Annotated in this window: 21 protein-coding genes and 1 tRNA gene; 8 read left to right on the plus strand and 14 right to left on the minus strand. The window is 74.6% G+C overall.

The window, feature by feature from the left end; all coding sequences use genetic code 11:
- Positions 1-10 precede the first annotated feature (10 nt).
- From selA to Q7A36_RS10535, 3 genes are all read left to right on the plus strand, one after another.
- Positions 11-1,330: an L-seryl-tRNA(Sec) selenium transferase gene (selA, locus tag Q7A36_RS10525; protein ID WP_305103641.1), complete on the plus strand. Its 1,320-nt coding sequence runs from the start codon at positions 11-13 to the stop codon at positions 1,328-1,330.
- A complete protein-coding gene (locus tag Q7A36_RS10530) occupies positions 1,327-3,246 on the plus strand; it encodes a selenocysteine-specific translation elongation factor (RefSeq protein ID WP_305103642.1) in 1,920 nt (639 codons plus the stop codon). The genes selA and Q7A36_RS10530 overlap by 4 nt, the downstream gene beginning before the upstream one ends.
- Positions 3,247-3,253: 7 nt before the next feature.
- Positions 3,254-3,346: transfer RNA gene (locus Q7A36_RS10535), tRNA-Sec, on the plus strand.
- 1 nt (position 3,347) lies between these two features.
- Here Q7A36_RS10535 and Q7A36_RS10540 read toward each other — a convergent pair.
- From Q7A36_RS10540 to Q7A36_RS10555, 4 genes are read right to left on the minus strand one after another with little or no spacing between them, the layout of a single operon-like run.
- Entirely contained in the window at positions 3,348-4,082 is a 735-nt protein-coding gene (locus tag Q7A36_RS10540; protein WP_305103643.1) for a DUF4396 domain-containing protein, read from the minus strand.
- Positions 4,079-5,170, minus strand: coding sequence for an NrfD/PsrC family molybdoenzyme membrane anchor subunit (gene nrfD / locus Q7A36_RS10545; protein WP_305103644.1), 1,092 nt, complete (start codon positions 5,168-5,170; stop codon positions 4,079-4,081). The genes Q7A36_RS10540 and nrfD overlap by 4 nt, the downstream gene beginning before the upstream one ends.
- A 2-nt stretch (positions 5,171-5,172) precedes the next feature.
- Positions 5,173-6,081 (minus strand): 4Fe-4S dicluster domain-containing protein, encoded by a 909-nt coding sequence (locus Q7A36_RS10550; RefSeq protein WP_305103645.1) that lies wholly within the window; start codon positions 6,079-6,081, stop codon positions 5,173-5,175.
- Between the two features lie 11 nt (positions 6,082-6,092).
- The gene (locus Q7A36_RS10555; protein WP_305103646.1) at positions 6,093-6,341 is read right to left on the minus strand and encodes a hypothetical protein; all 249 of its coding nucleotides are present in this window, start codon (positions 6,339-6,341) and stop codon (positions 6,093-6,095) included.
- Positions 6,342-6,493: 152 nt separating this feature from the next.
- Here Q7A36_RS10555 and fdh point away from each other — a divergent pair, with 152 nt between their 5' ends.
- Positions 6,494-9,688, plus strand: coding sequence for a formate dehydrogenase (gene fdh / locus Q7A36_RS10560; protein WP_305103647.1), 3,195 nt, complete (start codon positions 6,494-6,496; stop codon positions 9,686-9,688).
- Positions 9,678-9,980, plus strand: a complete 303-nt coding sequence (locus Q7A36_RS10565; RefSeq protein ID WP_305103648.1) for a hypothetical protein — start codon at positions 9,678-9,680, stop codon at positions 9,978-9,980. The genes fdh and Q7A36_RS10565 overlap by 11 nt, the downstream gene beginning before the upstream one ends.
- Before the next feature lie 78 nt (positions 9,981-10,058).
- Here the strand turns inward: Q7A36_RS10565 and selD are convergent, their stop codons facing one another.
- The 4 genes from selD to Q7A36_RS10585 form a co-directional block, all read right to left on the minus strand.
- Positions 10,059-12,290 carry a selenide, water dikinase SelD gene (gene selD / locus Q7A36_RS10570; protein ID WP_305103649.1) on the minus strand — a complete coding sequence of 744 codons (2,232 nt, stop codon included), beginning with the start codon at positions 12,288-12,290 and terminating at the stop codon, positions 10,059-10,061.
- Positions 12,291-12,544: 254 nt separating this feature from the next.
- Complete coding sequence (locus Q7A36_RS10575; RefSeq protein WP_305103650.1) at positions 12,545-13,768, minus strand: hypothetical protein; 1,224 nt, start codon at positions 13,766-13,768, stop codon at positions 12,545-12,547.
- Positions 13,765-14,907: a hypothetical protein gene (locus tag Q7A36_RS10580; RefSeq protein WP_305103651.1), complete on the minus strand. Its 1,143-nt coding sequence runs from the start codon at positions 14,905-14,907 to the stop codon at positions 13,765-13,767. The genes Q7A36_RS10575 and Q7A36_RS10580 overlap by 4 nt, the downstream gene beginning before the upstream one ends.
- A 69-nt stretch (positions 14,908-14,976) precedes the next feature.
- Positions 14,977-15,468 carry an MmcB family DNA repair protein gene (locus tag Q7A36_RS10585; protein ID WP_305103652.1) on the minus strand — a complete coding sequence of 164 codons (492 nt, stop codon included), beginning with the start codon at positions 15,466-15,468 and terminating at the stop codon, positions 14,977-14,979.
- 81 nt (positions 15,469-15,549) lie between these two features.
- Between Q7A36_RS10585 and Q7A36_RS10590 the strand changes: the two genes are divergently transcribed.
- Entirely contained in the window at positions 15,550-15,987 is a 438-nt protein-coding gene (locus Q7A36_RS10590) for an Rrf2 family transcriptional regulator (RefSeq protein ID WP_305103653.1), read from the plus strand.
- A gap of 39 nt (positions 15,988-16,026) precedes the next feature.
- Here the strand turns inward: Q7A36_RS10590 and Q7A36_RS10595 are convergent, their stop codons facing one another.
- A complete protein-coding gene (locus Q7A36_RS10595) occupies positions 16,027-16,317 on the minus strand; it encodes a 4a-hydroxytetrahydrobiopterin dehydratase (protein WP_305103737.1) in 291 nt (96 codons plus the stop codon).
- A 120-nt stretch (positions 16,318-16,437) separates the two neighbouring features.
- On the opposite strand from Q7A36_RS10595, the gene Q7A36_RS10600 reads away from it, so the two are divergent.
- Positions 16,438-16,839: a metallopeptidase family protein gene (locus Q7A36_RS10600; RefSeq protein ID WP_305103654.1), complete on the plus strand. Its 402-nt coding sequence runs from the start codon at positions 16,438-16,440 to the stop codon at positions 16,837-16,839.
- 22 nt (positions 16,840-16,861) lie between these two features.
- On the opposite strand, the gene Q7A36_RS10605 is transcribed toward Q7A36_RS10600, so the two are convergent.
- Together Q7A36_RS10605 and Q7A36_RS10610 are read right to left on the minus strand one after the other, a co-directional pair.
- Positions 16,862-17,320: a trypsin-like serine peptidase gene (locus Q7A36_RS10605; RefSeq protein WP_305103655.1), complete on the minus strand. Its 459-nt coding sequence runs from the start codon at positions 17,318-17,320 to the stop codon at positions 16,862-16,864.
- 18 nt (positions 17,321-17,338) lie between these two features.
- Complete coding sequence (locus Q7A36_RS10610; protein ID WP_305103656.1) at positions 17,339-17,584, minus strand: trypsin-like serine protease; 246 nt, start codon at positions 17,582-17,584, stop codon at positions 17,339-17,341.
- Between the two features lie 368 nt (positions 17,585-17,952).
- Between Q7A36_RS10610 and Q7A36_RS10615 the strand changes: the two genes are divergently transcribed.
- Positions 17,953-18,918 (plus strand): phytanoyl-CoA dioxygenase family protein, encoded by a 966-nt coding sequence (locus Q7A36_RS10615; RefSeq protein ID WP_305103657.1) that lies wholly within the window; start codon positions 17,953-17,955, stop codon positions 18,916-18,918.
- 133 nt (positions 18,919-19,051) lie between these two features.
- Here the strand turns inward: Q7A36_RS10615 and Q7A36_RS10620 are convergent, their stop codons facing one another.
- From Q7A36_RS10620 to Q7A36_RS10630, 3 genes are read right to left on the minus strand one after another with little or no spacing between them, the layout of a single operon-like run.
- Complete coding sequence (locus tag Q7A36_RS10620; protein ID WP_305103658.1) at positions 19,052-19,549, minus strand: copper chaperone PCu(A)C; 498 nt, start codon at positions 19,547-19,549, stop codon at positions 19,052-19,054.
- A gap of 11 nt (positions 19,550-19,560) precedes the next feature.
- The gene (locus tag Q7A36_RS10625) at positions 19,561-20,073 is read right to left on the minus strand and encodes a YcnI family protein (RefSeq protein WP_305103659.1); all 513 of its coding nucleotides are present in this window, start codon (positions 20,071-20,073) and stop codon (positions 19,561-19,563) included.
- Positions 20,074-20,110: 37 nt separating this feature from the next.
- Entirely contained in the window at positions 20,111-20,482 is a 372-nt protein-coding gene (locus Q7A36_RS10630) for a hypothetical protein (RefSeq protein WP_305103660.1), read from the minus strand.
- Positions 20,483-20,484 lie beyond the last annotated feature (2 nt).

Consider the following 20,484-nt stretch of genomic DNA (forward strand, 5'->3'; position numbering starts at 1 on the left):
GATCGGGCGCATGCTGGATTCTGCGGCCGGCCAGGCCCTCGCCGCCGCGCATGGGCGCGCCCTGGCAAAGGAGGCGCTGCGCGCCGCGGCGGCAGCCGGCGCGGCGGATGCAGCGGCGATGCTGCGCGCGGCGGAGACCTGGCTGGACCGGCATGCGCGCGGCCCGCGCCGGGTGCTGAACCTGACCGGCACGGTGCTGCACACCAATCTCGGCCGCGCGCCGCTGCCGGAGGAGGCGCTGGCCGCCATGGCCGAGGCCGCCGGCGCCGCCGACCTCGAGCTCGACCTGGAGACGGGCCGCCGCGGCGAGCGCGACGCGCATCTGGAGGCGCTGCTCGGCCACCTCACCGGCGCGGAGGCGGCGCTCGCGGTCAACAACAACGCGGCCGCGGTGCTGCTGCTGCTGCGCGCGGTGGCGCCGCGGCGGGAGGTGATCGTCTCCCGCGGCGAGCTGGTGGAGATCGGCGGCGCCTTCCGCATCCCCGACATCATGCGCGAGGCCGGCTGCCGCCTGCGCGAGGTCGGCACCACCAACCGCACCCATCCCGCCGACTATGCGGAGGCGATCGGCCCGCGCACCGCCCTGCTGATGAAGGTCCACCGCAGCAACTATGCCATCGAGGGCTTCACGGCCGAGGTCGGCGAGGCCGAGCTTGCCGCCCTCGCGCATCGCCATGGCCTGCCCATGGCCGTGGACCTCGGCAGCGGCAGCCTGCACGACCTCGCGCGCTGGGGCCTGCCGAAGGAGCCGACGGTGCGCGCGGCCATCGAGGCCGGCGCCGACCTCGTCACCTTCAGCGGCGACAAGCTGCTCGGCGGGCCCCAGGCGGGGCTGGTGGTCGGGCGCGCCGACCTCATCGCCCGGCTGCGGAAGCACCCGCTGAAGCGCGCGCTGCGGCTCGACAAGACCACCATCGCCGCGCTCGTCGCGGTGCTGCGGCTGCAGGCGGATGCGGAGAGCCTGCCGCGGCGCCTGCCGGCGCTGCGCCTGCTGCTCCGCCCGCAAGCGGAGATCATGGCGCTGGCGGAGCGGCTGCGGCCCGTGCTGTCCGCCGCGCTGCAGGGGCTGGCGGATGTTGCCGCCACGTCCTGCGAGAGCCAGATCGGCAGCGGCGCCCGCCCGACCGACCTGCTGCCGAGCGCGGCGCTGTCCCTGCGTCCCCGGCGCGGCCTGACGGCGGAGGCGCTGGCCGCGGCGCTCCGGCGCCTGCCGGTGCCGGTCCTCGGCCGCGTCGCGCGCGGCGCCGTGCTGCTCGACCTTCGCTGCCTGGAGGATCCGGTGCCGCTGGAGGCGCAGCTCCGCCATCTGCCCGGGCTGCTCACGCCGTGACCACGCTTGCGGTCGGCGTCATGGGGCATGTGGACCACGGCAAGACCGCCCTGGTCCGCGCGCTCACCGGCAAGGACACGGACCGGCTGGCGGAGGAGAAGGCGCGCGGCATCTCCATCGCGCTCGGCTTCGCCCTGCTGCGCGCCGGCGATGCCGAGATCGACCTGATCGACATGCCGGGCCATGAGCGCTTCCTGCGCACCATGGTGGCCGGCGCCGCGGGCATCGGCGCGGCGCTGGTCGTGGTCTCGGCGCTGGAGGGGCCGCGGGCGCAGACGCGCGAGCACCTGGAGATCGCCGGGCTGCTCGGCTTGCGGCATGCGGTCATCGCCGTCAGCTTTTCCGACCGCGCCGCGCCCGGGCAGGTCAGGGCAGCGGGCGAGGCGGCGGCGGCGCTGGCGGTGCAGGCCGGGTTCGCGCCGCCGCCGGTCGTGCCGACCGCCGCGCCCATCGGCGACGGCGTCGCGGAACTCGCGGCGTCCCTCGCCGCGCTCGCCCGCGCGCTGCCGGCGCCGGCCGATCTCGGCCTGGCGCAACTCGCGGTGGACCGGGCCTTCGCCCTGCCCGGCATCGGCCCCGTGGTGACCGGCACGCTGCGTCGCGGGCGCCTTGCGGTCGGGGAGAAGGTGGAGCTCTGGCCCGGCGGCACGGAGGCGCGGGTGCGGAGCCTGCAGGTGCATGGCCAGTCCGTCGCCGCGGCATCGCCCGGCCGCCGCGTCGCGGTCGCGCTGCGCGGGGTGGAACTCGGCGCGCTCTCGCGGGGCATGCTGCTGGCGAGCCCGGGTGCGGTCCAACCCGGCGCATGGCTGGACGCGCGGCTCGCCGTCCTGCCCTCGGCGCCGGCGCCGCTGAAGGACGGCGCGACCCTGCGCCTGCTGACCGGCACGGTGGAGGTGGCGGCGCGGCTCCGCCTCGCGGCCGGGCCGGCGCTCGCGCCGGGCGAGGCGGCCATCGTGCAGTTGCATTGCGAGCCGCCGGTCGCCGCCATGGCGGGGGACGGCTTCGTCCTGCGCCGGCCCTCGCCGGCGCTGAGCGTGGCCGGCGGCACCGTACTCGACCCCGGCGCCGCCCGCCGGCGGCGCGCCGACCGCGCGGCCATCCCGCGGCTGGAGGCCGCGGCGGCGGGGGACTGGCCGGCGGCGGCGCGCGCGCTGCTGCGGGAATGCGGTGCTGCCGGCGCGCATCCGCGCGCGCTGGTGCCGCGGCTCGGCCAGCCCGCGGCGCGGCTGCGCGGCTGGCTGCTGGCGGCCGGGGCGGCGGAGGCCGCGGACGGCAGGCTGGTGGATGCCGAGGCCTGGGCCGCGCTGCGCGACGCATTGCGGGATGCGCTGGCCGTTTTCCACGCGGCGCAGCCGCTGCAGGCCGGCATGCGGCCTGAGGCCCTGCGCGCCAGCCTGCCCGCGGCGGTGCCGGAGCCGGTCGCCGAGGCGCTGGTCGCGGCACTGCTGGAGGATGGCAGCCTGCAGCGCGTGCAGGGGCTACTGCGCCGGGCGGGCTTCGACCCGGTTGAGGCCATGGCGGCGGAATCGCGCGACCTCGCCCTCGGCCTCGCCGCGCTGTTCCGCCGCGCCGGGCTGACGCCGCCCGACCTCGCGGAGGTGGCCGGCAGCGACCGGCGGCGGGCGGAGGCGCTGCGCTTCCTCCTGCAGCGCGGCGTGCTGGTGCGAACGCTGGACGCGGTACAGAAGCGCACGATCCTGTTCCACCGCGAGGCGGTGGAGGTGGCGAAGCGCCGGCTCGCCGACGGGCTGGCCCGGCCGGAGGGCTTCACCGCGGGGGAGGCGGGTGCGCTGCTCGGCATCTCCCGCAAATACGGCATTCCGCTGCTGGAGCACCTGGATGCCGTGCGCTTCACGCGCCGCGCCGGCGACCGCCGCGTCATCGCGGCTGAACGCATCGTCGACCCTGTGCGTTAGCGCTGGTGGAGGCGTCCTGGGCCTGGTGGCCCTCCCGGTCTTCAAAACCGGCGGCGCGCCAACCGCGCGCGGCGGGTTCGATTCCCGTCCGCCTCCGCCAGCTACATCGCCTCCTTGATGCCCTGGCGGACCAGCCACCAATTGACGGGGTAGGCGGTGGCGAAGCCGCAAAGCATGGCGATCTGCATCATGAACCAGAACTCGGGCATGTCGGCTGCGAGCCGCGCGCCGAGCACCGAGCGGAAGAGATGGAAGTTGGCGAAGGCCATGAAGCCGTACATGCCGACCTGCCAGGCCGTCAGCGACAGGACATCGGCCTTGACGGCCTGCTTCAGCCCCTCGGCGACCGAGAGATCGCGCATCGGCTTGATGGTGAAGTACTGGAAGGCGATGCCGATTGCGAAGGCAAAGAGGTAGTCCACCACCCAGACGGCATACATCCGCTCGGCGAAAAGGCTGTGCCAGCCGAACCAGACGGCGATGATGGGGAGGAAGAAGACCAGCCACTCCGCGATGATATCGCCCAGCGTGCAGCCGGCGCCGCAATGGCTGGTGCCCTTGCCGACCATGACGGGAAAGGGCGTCCCTGCCTTGCTCGGCATCGCCTCGCCGCGCTGCATGGCGGCCTCTGCCCGTGCATCCGTCGCCAGGCGGCCATAGGCGAAATAGCCCCACAGCGTGAACACCGTGCCGAACAGGGCGGTGATCGGCCAGACCAGGTTCATGATCGCCATGTGCTGCGGATGCCGCAGGACGTCGATGGCGATGATGACCGCGCAGCCGAGCCCGAGCAGCAGGGCCGCGATCGAGACGAGGTGCAGCCAGCCGGGGATCATCGGGCGGCGGGCATGCCGCGCAGCGCCGCCCGCCGCGAGGCCCGCACGGAGCGGGTCCGGCGCCCGGGACCGGGCAGGTTGTCCGGCTGGGCGAAGCGGAAGCTCACCTCCGGCCGGTTGGCCGAGACATCGCCCGCCGCCATGGTCGAGACGCGCAGCAGGAGGCTGCCGCCGAGGATGGCCAGGGAGGCGAGCCTCGACAGCCGGCCGTCACCCCCTTCGGCCAGCGACAGCGCATGCAGGCCGAGCGGCAGCGCGGTGCCGAGGCCGGTCGCGCCGATCCGCTCCACCTGGCCCCACCCGCCCTCCAGCGCTCCGGCGACGCCCGCGCGGTCGTAGCTGCGCCGCTGCGACGAGGCCGCGGCAAGCTCCGCTGCCAGCGCCGCGACTGCCACGGCATCCAGCGCCCGCCGCGTCGGCCCCGGCGGCTCGCCGAGCGAGAGCGCCGCGGCGCCGCTGGCGATGGAGGAGCCGCCGAAGCGCATGGCGAGCGCCCGCGGCGCCGCGGCCCAGAGCGGCGTGCTGGTCGCCGCGAGCAGGGCGGCGGTATAGGTGGACATGCCCGCGCCCAGCGCGGCGGCCGGCACCGAGGCCGCGCGCGCGACGCGGCCCGGCCAGCGCCGCCAGGGCATGCGGTCGGCGAGGAACTGCATCGCCGCCGCGAGGCCGCCGGCCGCCGAGAAGCCCATCAGCAGCCAGGTGCCGATGCTCATGGGCGAGGTGCCCTTGGCCACGCGCAGCATGTTGTAGAAGCGCTGCGGCGTGTGCAGGTCGTAGACGAGCAGCGAGGCCCCGACCGTCGGCGCGAGCAGCGAGAGGTAGCGCCCGCGCCGCACCACGTCCCGCCCGTGCCGCGGCCGCGCGCGGTCGGCCAGTGTCGAGAGGATCGCGGCGGCGCCGGAGAGGCCGGCGAGGAAGATGTAGCCGCCGACCACCCAATTGTTGAAGGGCGCCGCCTTCAGCGCCGGGCGCCCGTAATAGGTCGGGCCGCGCCATTCCCGCCGCAGGCCCTGCGTGCCGCCGGTGGCGCTGGGCGGCTTCGGCGCCGGATCCTCGGGGCCGAGGAGGGATGCCCTGACCTCGGACATCGTCAGCGCCGCCGGTCGAGCACGGTGAAGGCCGCGAAGGCCAGCCCCGCGACGGCGGCGAGGCCCGCCAGCAGGCCGGGCGCGACGCGGTTGGCGGGGCGGGTCGGGGCCGCAGGCAGGTTGTAGGTCTCCGGCCGGTCGGTCAGCAGGAAGAAGGCATTGAGGTGCCCGAGATCGCCGGTCGCGCCCGGGGCGCCCGGCGTGCCGTAGAGATAGGCCGTGCCGACGCCCTGCGCGTGCAGGTCCTCCACCCGCCGCTGCGCCCGCGCCTGCAGCACCTCGAGCTCGCCGAACTGGATGCTGTCGGTCGGGCAGGACTTGGCGCAGGCCGGCTCCAGCCCGCCCTTCAGGCGGTCGTAGCAGAGCGTGCATTTGTGCGCCTTGCCGTCGAGATGGTTCAGGTCCACCACGCCGAAGGGGCAGGCCGGCACGCAGTAGCCGCAGCCGTTGCAGATGTCCTGCTGCACCACCACGGTATCGAACTCGGTCTTGAAGATCGCCCCGGTGGGGCAGGCTTCCAGGCAGGGGGCGTTGTGGCAGTGCTTGCACACGTCGCTCATCATCAGCCAGCCGGACTGGAAGGGCGTCTTCTCCGTGCTGCGCACCCCGGGCCCCTGGCCGGCATCGCTGTGCTTCTCGACGAAGGCGACATGCCGCCAGGTATTGGCCGAGAGCGCGCCGGTATTGTCGTAGCTGTTGCCGGTCAGCCCGAGATTATCGGCCGGCAGGTTGTTCCATTCCTTGCAGGCGACCTCGCAGGCCTTGCAGCCGATGCAGACCGTGGTGTCGGTGAAGAAGCCGTAGGAGCGGCCGGGGACGATGCGCACCCCCGCGGTCAGCTCGGACTCGTCCGGGATCGGGCCGCCGAACTCGGACGCCGTGTGCTCGAGCGTGCGGGGATGCATGTCCATGCGGCGGCTCCTCAGCCCTGGGCTTCGATGGAATGGGCGAAGCCCTGGGCTTCGACGGAATGGGCGATGAGCCCGATCAGGTTGCGCGGCTCCGTATAGCGGACGCGCACCCGGGCCTGGCGGCGCTGCAGCGGCTCGAGCTGGTCGGGCTCGGCCAGCGTGTCGTGCCCGAGGATGAAGAGGTGCGAGACGCCGGCATCGTCGGTGAGCTGGAAGCGGCTTTCCTGCACGATGGTGACGATGCCCTCCATGGTCCTCACGGCGGCGGCTCCCCTGGTCCGCAGCCATACGCGCAACGGCAGCGCGCGCTCCGCCGCGCCGGGTGCATGACGCAGATTTAACGACAGCGCGCCGGCACCAACGCCGGCGGCGGCACTTATGCCGGGCAGCGGCAAGGGGCAGGGTGCGGCCGATGGCGAGGATCCGGCGTGGGATGGGCGGGCGTGCCGCCCGCTTCCTGAAGGACTGGTCCCTGCCGCGCCAACTCGCGGGCGAGAGCGTGATGTCCACCGCCGCGCGCAGCACCACCTCGGAGCGGCTGCGCCCGCGCCTCGAGCAGGCGGACAAGGTCGGCACCAGCATCTGCCCCTTCTGCGCCGTCGGCTGCGCCCAGCTCGTCTATGCCAAGGACGGCAAGCCGATCCATATCGAGGGCGACCCGCGCAGCCCGGTGAACCAGGGCACGCTCTGCCCGAAGGGCGCGGGCACGCTCGGCGTGCTGCTGAGCCCCCGCCGGGTCAATACCGTCCTCTACCGCGCCCCGCATGCGACGGCGTGGGAGGAGAAGCCGCTCGACTGGGCGATGGAGCGCGTCGCGCAACTGACGAAGCGGACGCGCGACGAGACCTTCGTCGAGTGCCTGCCGGACGGCCGCGTGGTCAACCACACGCTCGGCCTCGGCTCGCTCGGTGGCGCGACGCTCGACAACGAAGAGAACTACCTGATCAAGAAGCTCTTCGGCGGTGGCCTCGGCATGGTCACCATCGAGAACCAGGCGAGAATCTGACACTCCTCCTCGGTGCCCAGTCTGGGCACCGCCTTCGGCCGGGGCGCGGCGACGATGTCCCTGTGGGACCTCGCGAACGCCGACTGGGTGATCACGATGGGCTCCAACATGGCGGAGAACCATCCGATCGCCTTCCGCTTCCTGGTGGAGGCGAAGCGCAAGGGCGCGACGCTGATCCATGTGGATCCGCGCTTCACCCGCACCGGCGCGCTCTGCGACATCCACGCACCCATCCGCTCCGGCAGCGACATCGCCTTCCTCGGCGGCATGATCCGCTACATCCTGGAAGGCGACCACTGGTTCCGCGAATTCGCGCTGGCCTACACCAACATCGCCAACATCATCGAGGGGGGCTACCAGGACCCGGAGCAGCATGACGGCGTCTTCTCCGGCTTCGACCCGAAGCAGGGGACCTATGACGAGGCCACCTGGCAGTACCGGGGCAAGACCGTCCCCTCCGCCATCGCCGAGCACCGGGTGCAGGGCGAGCAGAGCGGCCCGCAATCGGAGAGCATGGCCGAGGGTCCGGCGCCGCAGGACCCGACCCTGCAGCACCCGATGTGCGTCTACCAGATCCTGAAGCGCCACTATGCCCGCTACACGCCCGAGATGGTGGAGCAGGTGACGGGCTGTCCGAAGGAGACCTTCCTCGCGATCTGCAGGGTGGTGACGGAGAATTCCGGCCGCGACCGCACCGGCGCCTTCGCCTATGCGGTGGGCTGGACGCACCACACCACCGGCGTGCAGATCATCCGCGCCGCGACGATCATCCAGGGCCTGCTCGGCAATGTCGGCCGGCCCGGCGGCGGCATCATGGCGCTGCGCGGCCATACCAGCATCCAGGGCAGCACGGATATCCCGACGCTCTACAACATGCTGCCGACCTACCTGCCGCAGCCCAATGCCTTCCACGACCACGGCACGCTGGACCGCTACATCGCCTCCGAGACGCCGGCGACGGGCTGGTGGCACAACTTCCCGAAATACATCGTCAGCCTGCTGAAGGCCTGGTACGGCGACGCGGCGCGCGCCGACAACGAATGGGGCTACGGACACATCCCCAAGCTCACCGGCGACGTCTCGCAACTGCCGATGACGCTCGCCATGCTGAACGGCGTGGTCAAGGGCCAGTTCATGATCGGCCAGAACCCCGTCGTCGGCGCGGTCAATACGCTGCTGGTGGAGCAGGGTCTCGCGCGCCTCGAATGGCTGGTCGTGCGCGACTGCGCCATGACGGAGACGGCGAATTTCTGGCAGAAGGGCAACCGCGTGCAGCGCGGCGAGGTGCGGCCGGAGGAGATCGGCACCGAGGTCTTCTTCTTCCCCGCCGCCCTCGCCGGCGAGAAGGCCGGCACCGTCACCAATACCAGCCGCCTCGTGCAGTGGCACGACGCGGTCTGCGAGGCGCCGGGCGACAACCGCTCCGACCTCTGGTTCATCTACCATCTGGGGCGGCGGCTGAAGGAGCTCTACGCGGAGAGCACCGCGCCGCGCGACGCCGCCATCCAGGCGCTGACCTGGGACTACCCGACCGAGGGACCGCGGCAGGAGCCCACGGCCGAGGCGGTGCTGCGCGAGATCAACGGCTATACCGTCGCCGACCGCAAGCTGCTGCCGAACTACCAGGCGCTGCAGGAGGACGGCTCCACCGCCTGCGGCGGCTGGATGTACAGCGGCATCTGCCCGGAGGAGGGCCACAACAAGGCCCGCTCCCGCAGGCCGGACGGGCCGGGCGGTCCCGGCAGCCATGCCGGCTGGGCCTTCGCCTGGCCGTCCAACCGCCGCACCCTCTACAACCGCGCCTCCGCCGACCCCGAGGGCCGGCCCTGGTCCGAGCGGAAGAAGATGGTCTGGTGGGACCCGGCGGAGGAGCGCTGGACCGGCCTCGACGTGCCCGACTTCGAGCCGACCAAGCGCCCCGACTACCAGCCGGACTGGAGCAAGCACCCGCACGGCATGGAGGCGCTGTCCGGCGCCGCGCCCTTCATCATGGAGCCGGACGGGCATGTGCAGCTCTTCGTCCCGAGCGGCCTGAAGGACGGGCCGCTGCCCACCTATTACGAGCCGCTGGAGAGCCCGGTGGAGAACCTGCTCTACCGCCGGCAGCAGACCAATCCCGCGGCGCGCATCTGGGCGCAGCCGGGCAACGAGCTGCATGGCCTCGGCGACCCGCGCTTCCCCTATGTGCTGACCACCTTCCGCCTGACCGAGCTGCATTGCGGCGGGGTGATGAGCCGCGTCTCACCGCATACGGCCGAGCTGCAGCCCGAGGCCTTCGTCGAGCTGCCGCCGGAGCTGGCGCGCGAGCTCGGCATTGAGCATCTCGGCTGGGCGACGCTGTCGACGCTGCGCGGCGAGGTCGAGATGCGCGCCATGGTGACCGAGCGGCTGACGCCCTTCACGATCGGCGGCCGGCGCGTCTACCAGGTCGGCGTGCCCTGGGTCTATGGCTGGGAGGGCTATGCCCGCGGCGACGTGGCCAATGTGCTGCTCGCCATCACCGGCGATGCCAATACCAGCATCCACACCACCAAGGCGCTGACCTGCAACCTCCGCGCCGGGCGGCGGAAAGGCGCGCGGAGCGGCCCCGATGCCGGCTGACGCCGCCGCCGAGGGCCGCGCCGCGCTCGCCGCCCTCGACCGCGCGCTCGCGCAGCGGCCGGAGCGGGACGGGCAGGCCTTCACCGACACGACCGAGCATCTCTGCCGCATGCGCGACCTGCTGATCGCCGAGCGCCGGCGCGGCGGCGGGCCGGGGCGGCTCGAGGTGCTGAACGCCATCATCAGCACGGCGCTGGCCGGGCATTTCCCGCTGGGCCAGACGCCCTGGGACGAGGTGGAGCAGGCGCGCGGCGCCCTGCGGCGGCTGGTCGAGGACGGCGGCGAGGGGTGATCCTGGGCCGGTCGCCACGGCTGCCGGCGCATCCAATGGCCGTGGAGGCCGCGCCGGGGCCGACCGGCGCCGCGCACCTCACCCGCCCGCTTCGGCGGGCAGGCGGAGGCCCCGCGCCGCGCCGGTCTCGAGCCGCAGGCCGGGCGCACCGGCTTCCACCCTGCCGACCACCGCCGCTCGGCAGCCGATCGCGGCCAGCGCTGCGAGGCAGGGCGCTGCCGCCTCCGCCGGCAGGCCGGCGAGGAAGCCGCCCGCCGTCTGCGGGTCGAGCAGCGCCGCGACCTCCGGCACCTCCGGGTCGCCGCCCGCCAGCAGGCCGGCGACGGCCGCCGCGTTGCCGTCATGCAGCGTGCTGCGGATGCCCTGTGCCAGCGCCTCCCGCGCCCCCGGCAGCAGCGGCACCGCCTCCGGGTCGAGCAGGGCGACGCCGCCGCCGGCGCGCAGCATCTCCGCGAGATGCCCGAGCAGCCCGAAGCCCGTCACGTCGGTGCAGGCCGTGGCGCCATGCGCCGCGAGCCGCGCCACCACCGGCCCGCCCGGCTCCTGCATCGCCGCGACCGCCGCCTCCAGCCAGGCCGCCCGCGCCGCACCGCGCATGGCGGCGGCCAGGATCACGCCGGTGCCGAGCGGCTTGGTCAGCACCAGCAGGTCGCCCGGCCGCAGCCCGCCCTTGCGCAGCAGCCGGGACGGATCGGCCGCGCCGGTCACGGCGAAGCCGAGCGCGGCCTCCGCCCCCTCCGCGCTGTGGCCGCCGAGGAGCGGCGCGCCGGCCGCCTCCAGCACCTCCCGTGCGCCGAGCAGCATGGCGTGCAGATCCTCCTCCAGCCAGGCGGCGGGCCCGTGCGGCAGGGTGGCGAGGGCCAGCGCCGAGAGCGGCCGGCCGCCCATGGCATGGATGTCGCCGAGCGCATGGTTGGCGGCGATGCGGCCGAAGAGGTGCAGGTCGCCGAGGAAGGCGCGGAACTGGTCGACGCTCTGCACCAGCACCTCGCCCGGCGGCGGGTGGATTACGGCGGCATCGTCCGGTGCCTGCAGCCCGACCAGCACCCCCGGCCCCTCGCCGGCGCCGAGGCGGCGCAGCGCGGCCGAGAGGACCGGCGCCGGCAGCTTGCCGCCGCAGCCGGCGCAGCGCATCGGGGCAGGGGCGGGCATCGGCATGGCCGGCATGGCGGGCAGTTCGGCGAAGCGGGCGATCCAGCGCCGGTCGATCCGCCGCTTCCAGCGCCACAGCCAGCGCCCGCGCCAGGCAAGCGGGCCGCGCAGCGCGATCGCCTCGCCATCCGCCGTGCCGATCAGAGCGAGGGCGTGGCGCTGCGGGCGGAAGGGGCGCGGCGCCTCGCCGCGCACCAGGCGGCGGAGATTGGCCAGCAGCGGCGGGCCCTGCCGCACCGCCCAGACGCCCGCCTTCGCGCGCGGATGAGCCAGCACGGCGGCGACGTCGCCGGCGGCGAAGACCTCGGGGTGAGAGATCGAGCGGAGCGCGGCATCCACCGCGACGAAGCCCTGCCCGTCGAGCGCGAGGCCGGTCTCCCGCAGCCAGGCCGGCGCGGCGGCGCCGGTCGCCCAGACCGCGAGATCGCAGGGCACCTGCCGCCCGTCCTCCAGCACGAGGCCATCCGGCTCGGCGCGCGCCACCGCGGCGTCCGCGACCATGCCGATGCCGCGGGCCTGCAGGGCGCGCCGGACCAGCCCGCGCGCCCAGGCGCCGGCGCGCGGCAGCACCGGCCCGCCGGGCAGCAGCAGCACCTCCGCCCCGCGCGCCGCCAGGCGATGGCGCAGCGCGAAGGCGAGCTCCACGCCGCCCGCGCCGCCGCCGATCACCGCCAGCCGCGGCCGGCGTCCGCCGAGGCGTTCCAGCGCGGCGGCGAGCCGCGCGGGGAAATCCCCGATCGGGCGCACCGGCTGCAGGCAGCCGCCGCCCGGCGGCAGCGGCCGCGCGGCCGAGCCGATGTCGAGCGAGAGCAGGTCGTAGCGCAGCGGCGGGTGGCGGGCGCAGACCAGACGCCGCGCGCCGGGGCGGAGGCCGGTGGCGCGGTCATGGACCAGCCGCGCGCCCGCGGCCGTCGCCAGGCGCAGCAGGTCCACCCGGCAGGCCTCCGGTTCGTAGAGGCCGGCGACCAGGCCCGGCAGCATGCCGGAATAGACCGGCGCCAGCTCCTCGGCGACCAGCGTGACCCGCAGCCGCGGCTCCGGCCGCATCGCCAGCCCGCGCAGCAGCCCGAGATGCGCATGGCCGCCGCCGACGAGCAGCAGCTCCGCCCCGTCGGGAAAGGCCCCGATATCGGGTCCCGCGACCGTATCCCTCGGCATCCGTCCTCATGGCGTGGTGATGGGGCGGCCCCTGGATGTCCCTGACGCCGGCCGCGCCGCGCGAGGATGCTCCGGTCCGTCGATCGAGGACAGGGCGGAGCCGCCTCCATAGGGTGTCACGTGACACGGAAGCGCCCGGCGCCGCGGCGATGGCCGGTCCGCGGGTTGGGATCGGGCGCGGCGACGGCGTCGCCGGCCGGCCAGGGACGCCGCAACCGCGTGCAGGGCCGGCCGATGGAGGCCGAGCTGCGGCGCTACCGCCCCCCGGCGGCGGAGAGCAGCGCCGCCGCCGCCTCCGGCCCGGCCAGGATCTCGATGCTGCGGGCCAGGTCCACGCGGCTCAACCCGCCCTCCGGGCCGGTGCGGCCGCCGAGCGTCGCCAGGCCCGTGGTCAGGTCGCGGATCGCCCGGTCATAGGCCGTGCCGCCGCCGAGGCGCCGGCCCGCCCCCTCCAGCGCGCGCAATTGCCGTGCCCCGTCCTCCAGCGCCTCGACCTCCGCATCCGTCACCATCGGCGCGTCGGCCAGCCGGGTGGCGGGCGCCACCACCTGCCGCTCCGCCGCCACCAGGAAGCCGGCGCGGCAGGCCTCGTCCGCCGCATGCCGGATCGCCTGCAGGCGGCGCTGCCGGTCGCCGGCCAGCAGCGCGCAGCCCTGCAGGTCGTCCAGCCGGCGGGCGAGCGCGGCGGCCTGCTCCGCCGCCGCCAGGGCGTCGAGGCTGTCGAAGGCCGGGGCCGGCTGCTCGAGGAGCGCATCCAGCGCCTGCACCGCCACCGTCCGCGCCGCCGGGTCGAGCCTGGCCGCGACCTGGGCGACGAGGCCGGGCGCCGCGGCCTGCAGGAGCAGCGTGGCGAGGGTGGCGGAGAGCGGTCCGGGGCCGGCCGGCGCCACCGCCGCCAGCGCCGCGCGCGCCAGGTCCTCCGGCGGGCCGGCCACGGCCGCCGACTGCGCCGCCCAGATCGCCGGCCCGGCCTCCCAGAGCGGCCGGCAGAGCGCGGCGATCGGGGCATAGTCGGCAGCCGCCAGCCCCGTGCCTTCCCAGCCCGGCGGCGGCGCGGCGGGCAGGACCTGCCCCGCCCGCGGCCAGAGCCGCTGGCCGAGCGCGGCAACCACGTCCGGCTCGGTCACGGCATGGCCGGCGCAGCCGGCGGCGATCGCCGCGCCCTCCTCGCCCAGCCCGGCCTGGACCACGGCGGCGATGGGCAGCAGGGCACTGCGCGGGATGCAGGGCGCGGCGCGGTTCCAGCGCGTCGCCGGCAGGATGGCGCCGTCGAGCGGCAGGAAGAGCAGCCGCGGGAAGCCGAGCGGCCTGGCGAGCTGGAGCATGCGCAGCCGGGGGCGGACGGAATCGAGGATCCGGTCGGCCTCCCCGCGCCGGGGCAGCGCATCGAGCATGGCGACCAGCCGGGTGATCGCGGCATCGTCCGCCGCGGCGGCGGCCTGGCCGAGCTGGCGGACCTCGCGCAGGGTGCCGCTCATGCGCAGCGGGCCCGCAGCGCCTCGGTCCGCGCCGTCGTGTCCAGCAGCCGCCCCGTCATCCAGTCCTGGTTCGGCTGCACGGTCCGCCGCCAGTGCCGCAGGCCGGAGCGATGCACCTCGAGCAGCCCGGGCATGTCGGTGCCGAGCCATTCGCCCACCTCGGCCGGCATGATCGGCACCAGCGCCGCCATGTCGAGCAGCGCGGCGCCGCGATGGCCCTCCTCCGCCGCCCGCCAGAGGCCGCAGATCAGCTCCCAGCCGTCGAGCAGCCATTCCGGCCGCGCCGCGATGTCGGAGATCGCCGCCGGCGCCACCCGCCAGCGCTGCACCAGGGCCCAGAGGTCCTCGAGCAGCGCATGCGCCTCCTTCAGCGACTGGCGGAAGCAGTGCTGGGTGATCTGCGCCCCCTCGGCCAGCAGGCGGATGCAGCTCCGCTCGGAGGGGCCGCCCATCTCGGCCCAGCGGCCGAGCTCCTGGATGACGGCGGTGATCTCGGCGTCGAGCGCCGGCAGGCGGGCCTGGGTCGGGTTGCCGGGCAGGCCGCAGGGCTCGAAGACCGTGGCGAGCTCGGCCAAGGCCTCGAAGGCGGCAGTGGCGCTGATGCCGCTGTCGCCGCGCCGCTCGACCAGCACGGCGCGCGCGCGCTGCTCCAGCGCCTCGAGGTCGCCCTGGCGGAGCGGCGCGCCCTTGCCATGGGGGTCGCCCTGGCGGACCAGCTCGATCAGCAGGAAGTAGTGGGTATAGGTGCAGGCATCGCGCGTCGCCTTCTCGGCCTCGGCCGCGGCGCGGGCGGCGGCGCGGCCGGCCAGCCCCTCCGCGGCCACCGACCGGGTCGCCTGGCGGACCGCGCGCGGCGTCAGGATCGGCAGTTGCGCCACCCGGCTCCAGAGCGCGCGGTCATGCAGCGTGGGCGTGCAGACATCGGGCAGGCCGGCCCAGGGGAGGATATAGACCCCCTCCACCCCCGCCGGGTTGGCCAGCACCAGCTCGGGCAGCTTGCGCTCGCCCGGGCGGATCCGCCCGCCCATCAGGGCGGGCGTCGTGAAGGGGAGCGCCACGCCGCGTTCGAGGAAGGTGACCGGCTTGTACTTGCCGGCCTCGAAACGGGCGAGCCAGGAGAGGGACTCTGCCACGGCCATGCCGCGCAGCATGCCGGGGGGCGGGTAAAGGAAGGGTTGGGCCCGTGGATGGCGTGGGCGCGGCCGCGGCTATTCCACCCGCAGCGCCGCGCGGAGCTCCGCATGCGCCTCCGGGTCGGAGAGGGCGGCCAGCCGCCCGGCCGCGACCCGGGCATAGCGCTGCAGCAGCGCCTTGCGGCGGGCCGGCGCCAGCGGGTGCTCCGGCGCCTCCCGCAGCAGGGCGGCGTCGCGCCCGTCCACCACCAGCAGCCCGACCTCTGCCGGCAGCAACCCTTCGGGGAAGTCGAGATCCACGGCGAAGTAGAGCCGGTCGCTGAACTCCCGGTAGTCCGGCCATTTCGCATCCGAGAGAAAATCCCGGGCGCAGGATTTCACCTCGATGGCGGCGAAGCTGCCGTCCGGCAGCAGCGCCAGGATATCGGCGCGGCGCCCGTTCGGCAGCGGCATCTCCTGCACCGGGGCCCATCCCCGCAGGGCGCAGAAGCGCATGGCGGCCCGGCAGACCAGCGCGGTTCGTTCGGCGGGTGCGGCCGCTGTGCCACGGGGGATGGAATTGTTCATGGGAAGATCACGCCCCGATCCTGCACCCCCTGTTCATACATCGCGTGACCTGCAAATGTCGCGTGCCGTACATTCCTGGACATGATTGCAACACGCTTCTCCGTCGCTCTTCATATCTTGCTCCTCATCGCCAGCGATTCAGCGGGCGATTCCACCAGTGCGCGGCTGGCCTGGAGCATTGGCACCAACCCCGTGGTCGTGCGTCGCATCGCAGGTCAGTTGTCGCGGGCGGGGCTCATCGCCGTCCAGCGCGGCCCGGGCGGCGCATCCCTGTCCCGGCCGGCCTCGCAGATCACCCTGCGGGATGTCTGGCGGGCGATCCACCCAGAGAGGGAGACATTGATCGGCGTCCATCGGAAGACCAATGCCGAATGCCCGGTCGGGCGGCAGGTGCCGGAACTGCTCGGGCGCCGCTTCCAGCAGGCCGAGATCGCGCTGCTGGCCGACTTCGCCGGCACCACCCTCGCCGACCTGGCCGCGGGCCTGCGGGAGGACCGCGACGCCGCGGCCGCAGGGTAGCCGGCGCTCCTGCCGCCCGCGCCCGGGCCGGACGCCGCGTCAGCCCAGCAGGGCGTCGATGGACCGGGCGAGCCGGACATCCCGCTCGGACAGCCCGCCCGCGTCATGGGTGCTGAGCAGGATCTCCACCCGGTTCCAGACATTGGACCATTCGGGGTGATGGTCCTGCGCCTCGGCCAGCAGGGCGACCCGGCAGAGGAAGCCCCAGGCCTCGGAGAAGTCGCGGAAGCGGAATTCGCGGCGGATGGCGTCCCGCCCCTCCACCAGGGTCCAGTGCGGCAGGCCCTCCGCCAGCCCCGCCCGCGCCGTCGCATCCAGCCGCTCGACCATCGCCCATCCCTTCCGATTACCTGAGCCGAGCGCGCCGCGGACCCGATGCGCGGTGCCGGGCCGGCAGGCCCGCGCGACGCCGCCCTTGACGCCGGGCCCGGCCCGCAGTCCGGTGGCGGCATGCGCCACGGCCCGCCCCCCAGCCTCGACGACATCCTGGATATGGCGGAGACCGCCTTCGCCGCCATCCCCGCGCCGCTGCGCGACCTCGTGCGCGGGACCGCCATCGTCGTCGAGGAAACGCCGGACGACGAGACGCTCGCCGAGATGGGGATCGACAATCCCTGGGACCTCACCGGCCTCTATCGCGGCGTGCCGCTGACCGAGCGCAGCGTGACGGATATCCGCCAGGGGCCGGACACCATCCTGCTGTTCCGCGAGCCCATCCTGCTGGAATGGATCGAGACCGGGGAGGACCTGTTCCGCCTGGTCCGCAACGTGCTGGTGCACGAGATCGGCCACCATTTCGGCCTGTCGGACGCGGATATCGCGCGGCTGGAAGGGGAGGGCGAGGCGGACTGACCGCCGCCGCGCCGCCGGCCGGTCAGGGCGGCGGCAGCACGACCGCGGCAGCGGGCACCGCATAGCCCATCGCCACATCGGCCATCACGGTGGAGGCGATGCCGGCGATGGCCCAGTTGCCGTCGGCGAGCGGCGCCAGCAGCGGCGCGCCGCTCGCCCCGCGCGTCCCGGCGCAGTCATGCGCCAGCACCGGCGGCCCCTCCCGCAGGGCGGTCAGGCCGATCGCCCGGCAGCCGGTATCGGCCAGCACCACCTCCTGCCGGTCCTGCTGGTAGCCCCCGAGCATCAGCGGCGCGCGCGGCGCCGGCGGCTGGCGCAGCAGCGGCAGCACCCGGTCGGGCGTGCCCAGGTCGCGGTCCAGCACCAGCACGGCCCAGTCGCTGCCCGGCGGGCCGGGCGGGTCGGGGCGGAAGCCCGGCCCGGTCCGGTAGGACGCGACCCGGGCATGCGCGACCGCGCTGCCGCGATCATAGCCCAGCATGAAATGCACCGTCGCGGTCTACACCCAGGCGCGCGTCCGCGGCGCCACCAGGCAATGCGCCACGGTCAGCACCAGCCGCGGGCCGACCAGCGCGCCGGTGCAGAGGCCGCCGGTCTCGAGCTGCACGCGGCCGAGGGCGCGCCAGGGGCGCTGCGTCATGCCCACCGGCCGGCGCGGGTCGGCGGCGCCGATGCCGGGCAGGACCGCGCGCGGCAGGCGGCGCGGCTCCTGCGCATGCAGGGCCGGCACCGGCAGGGCGAGCAAGGCGAGGAGCGCGGCCGGAAGCCGGCGCCCTCGCCGCCGCCGCGGATCACTTTGCCGCAGGGTCGGGCTCCCCGGGGCCCGGCGCCAGGGCCGGACCGGCCATGGGTCCGTCCTGGCCATACCGGCGAATTCGCCTTTGTCGCGCATCATGTACACAAACTTGCACCCAGGACATGTGCAACCGAACCGGGATTGCACAGGGTCCGTTGCAAACCATCAAGATCGGCCAAGAAATCTGTACGGTTCTTCATGATTTTCGCCACCGACGCGAAAACCGTTGCGGGCCAAGCCGCAAAAAGTTCTGTTTACGCAAGAAAGCCGCGCACCCTATCGTTCCGGCAAGCGATTGCAGGAACCGGGCTACCACGATGCTGCTGCAACAGATCAACGCCAATGCGGGCTGGGGGCGGGTGCCGCGGCTGGTGTCGCGCATGCCGCGGCTGCTGCACGATATCCGCTCCCATCCGGGCTGGCTGCCCTTCTTCGCCTTCGGCCGCTTCATGGCGGCGCGGCGCCTGGTCTCGGCGCTGGCGGTGCGGCGTGGCGGGCGCGTCGCCGCGGTCGAGGGCGCCTGCCGCGGCGACCTCATCGGTCCCACCGTCCGGGAGGCGGTGGAGACGCTGTGGCGGGACGGCATCTGCCCGGGGGTCTGCCTCTCCCCGGAGGTGGTGGCCGAGATCCAGGCCTTCGCCGGCAGCCGGCCCTGCCAGGGCGGGCTGAACTGGACCACGCGCTTCTGGCCGGAGGAGCGGGAGGCGGTGGAGCGCGCGACCGGCCAGTCCCTCGTCGTCGGGCATTTCCCCGATAACGAGCAGGACTGCCCGACGATCGGGCGGCTGATCCGCGATCCCTGGCTGCATGCCGTGGCCTCCGGCTATTTCGGCACCGCGGCGACGCTGCTGGACGTGCGGCTGTGGTGGAGCTTCCCGTCGAGCGTCCAGAGCCGTGCGGCGCTGAAGCTGGCCGGGCAGGACACCTTCCACTACGACATGACCGACTGGCACCAGCTCAAATTCTTCTTCTACGTCACGGAGGTCGGGCCGAAGACCGGACCGCACCGCTTCGTCCGCGGCACCCATGCGCGGCGGCCCCTCGGCCATCAGGTCAGCCCCTTCAGTTCCAAGACGGATGCGGAGATCCTGGCGACCTATGGCCCGGAGGCGATGATGACGCTGACCGGCCCGGCCGGCTTCGGCTTCGCCGAGGATCCCTTCGGCTACCACACCGGCGCCACGGTGCAGGAGGGCCGGCGACTCTGCCTCGAGGTGTCCTTCGGCATCACCGGCATGTTGCGCCGGCGCGATTATGGCGGGCCGGCGGCGATGCCGAACTGATTCCGGCAGGGCAGGGCCGGGGCGCCGCGGACGGGTAGGGGGCTCGTCCGCGGCGCCGGCAGGGCATGCCATGTCCGGGGAGGCGGCGGCCGGCACAGGGATGCCGCACCACCCGCTTCTCGGCCGCCCGAGGTCAGCGGGCGGTCGGCCCGCGCGCGCCGGCGGCCTCCACCTGCAACTCCACCGGCACATCCCCGGCCCGCTCGAAACGCAACGTGACCGGCACGGTCTGGCCCGGGATCAGCAACTGGGTCAGGCCGATCAGCATCAGGTGGAAGCTGCCGGGCTGCAGCGTGACGCTCTGGCCGGGCGGCAGGTCGATCCCCGGCACGGGGCGCATGCGCATCACCTCGCCCTCCCGGACATGGGTGTGGATTTCCGTCGTCCGGGCGAGCGGGGTGCTGGCGCCGACCAGCCGGTCGGCCGCGGCGCCACGGTTGGTGATGGTCATGAACCCGGCCCCGGTGCCGCCCTGGCCGGCGGCGCGGGTCCAGGGCCGGGCGATGGCGAGGTCGCCGGCCTGGACCGGCTGCGGCGCGGCGGCCTGTGGGTGCTGCTGCGCGGCGGTCGGCCGGGTGAGGAGGACGGGGGCGAGAAGAGCGGGAGCGGCGAGGATCGAGCGGCGGAGCATGGGCGGGGCCCTCAGCGGGGGGTCAGGCGCAGTGAAGGCGCCGGGCGGGCGAGGTCATGGGCGGCCTGGCCGGCCTTCGGCACCTCCGCCCATTGGTCGGCCTTGCCGCCCTCGCAGGTCTGCGACACCGGCAGGTATAGGGTGCCGCCCGGCTCGTTCGGCGCCTGCAGCATGAGGACGAACTCCTCGTACTGCGCATCCGGCAGCGGGCCGCCTTCCCATACGATGCGCGCGACCTCCTCCTCCATCATGCTGCCATGCGGGCTGCGCACGGCCTCCGGCAGGCGACGGCGCTCGATGGTCAGGCGCCAGCCGGGCTTGGGCATGGGCTTGGCCGAATAGACCCCTTCCGGCAGGTCCAGCGCGATGCGGGTGGTGGCGGCACCGCCGCAGCCATGCGGGACGCGGAGGGCGGCGCGGACATAGGACCCGGCCGGCGCCGCCGGCGGGTCCAGGGTGACATGAGCGAAGGCGGGCAAGGCGCAGAGCGCGCCGGCGGCCGCGAGGGCCAGGGACTTACGCATGGACGGACTCCTGAAGCGGTTGCGATGAGGCAGGGCTTCAGGCGGCCGGCGGGGCGCGGGCCTGTTCCGGCGGCAACGGGGCCGGGGCCGGGCGGCGGGCGGCCTCGGCGGGAGCGACCGTGCCGATCGGCCGCGGCCGCCGCAGCGCGACGGGCGGCACCGGCAGCGCGGCGGGCACCACCAGGCAGGCATCGCAATGCCCGTGCGGGGCCGGCGCGAAGGGGTCCGGCACATGCCGCACCCCACCATCCGCCGTGCAGACCGGCATGGTCGCCGATGCCGCGCGTTGCCCCGTCAGCGGGGCCAGCAGCAGCGCCAGCGCGAGCAGAACCCGGCCGGCCAGGCGCCAGACTTGGCGCGCATCGCGCCCGCGGGCCGGGTCCGGCCTCCGGGCCTTCGCGGCGGCCACGG

It is taken from the genome of Paracraurococcus lichenis, assembly GCF_030657435.1.
In the GTDB taxonomy this organism is placed as follows: domain Bacteria; phylum Pseudomonadota; class Alphaproteobacteria; order Acetobacterales; family Acetobacteraceae; genus Paracraurococcus; species Paracraurococcus lichenis.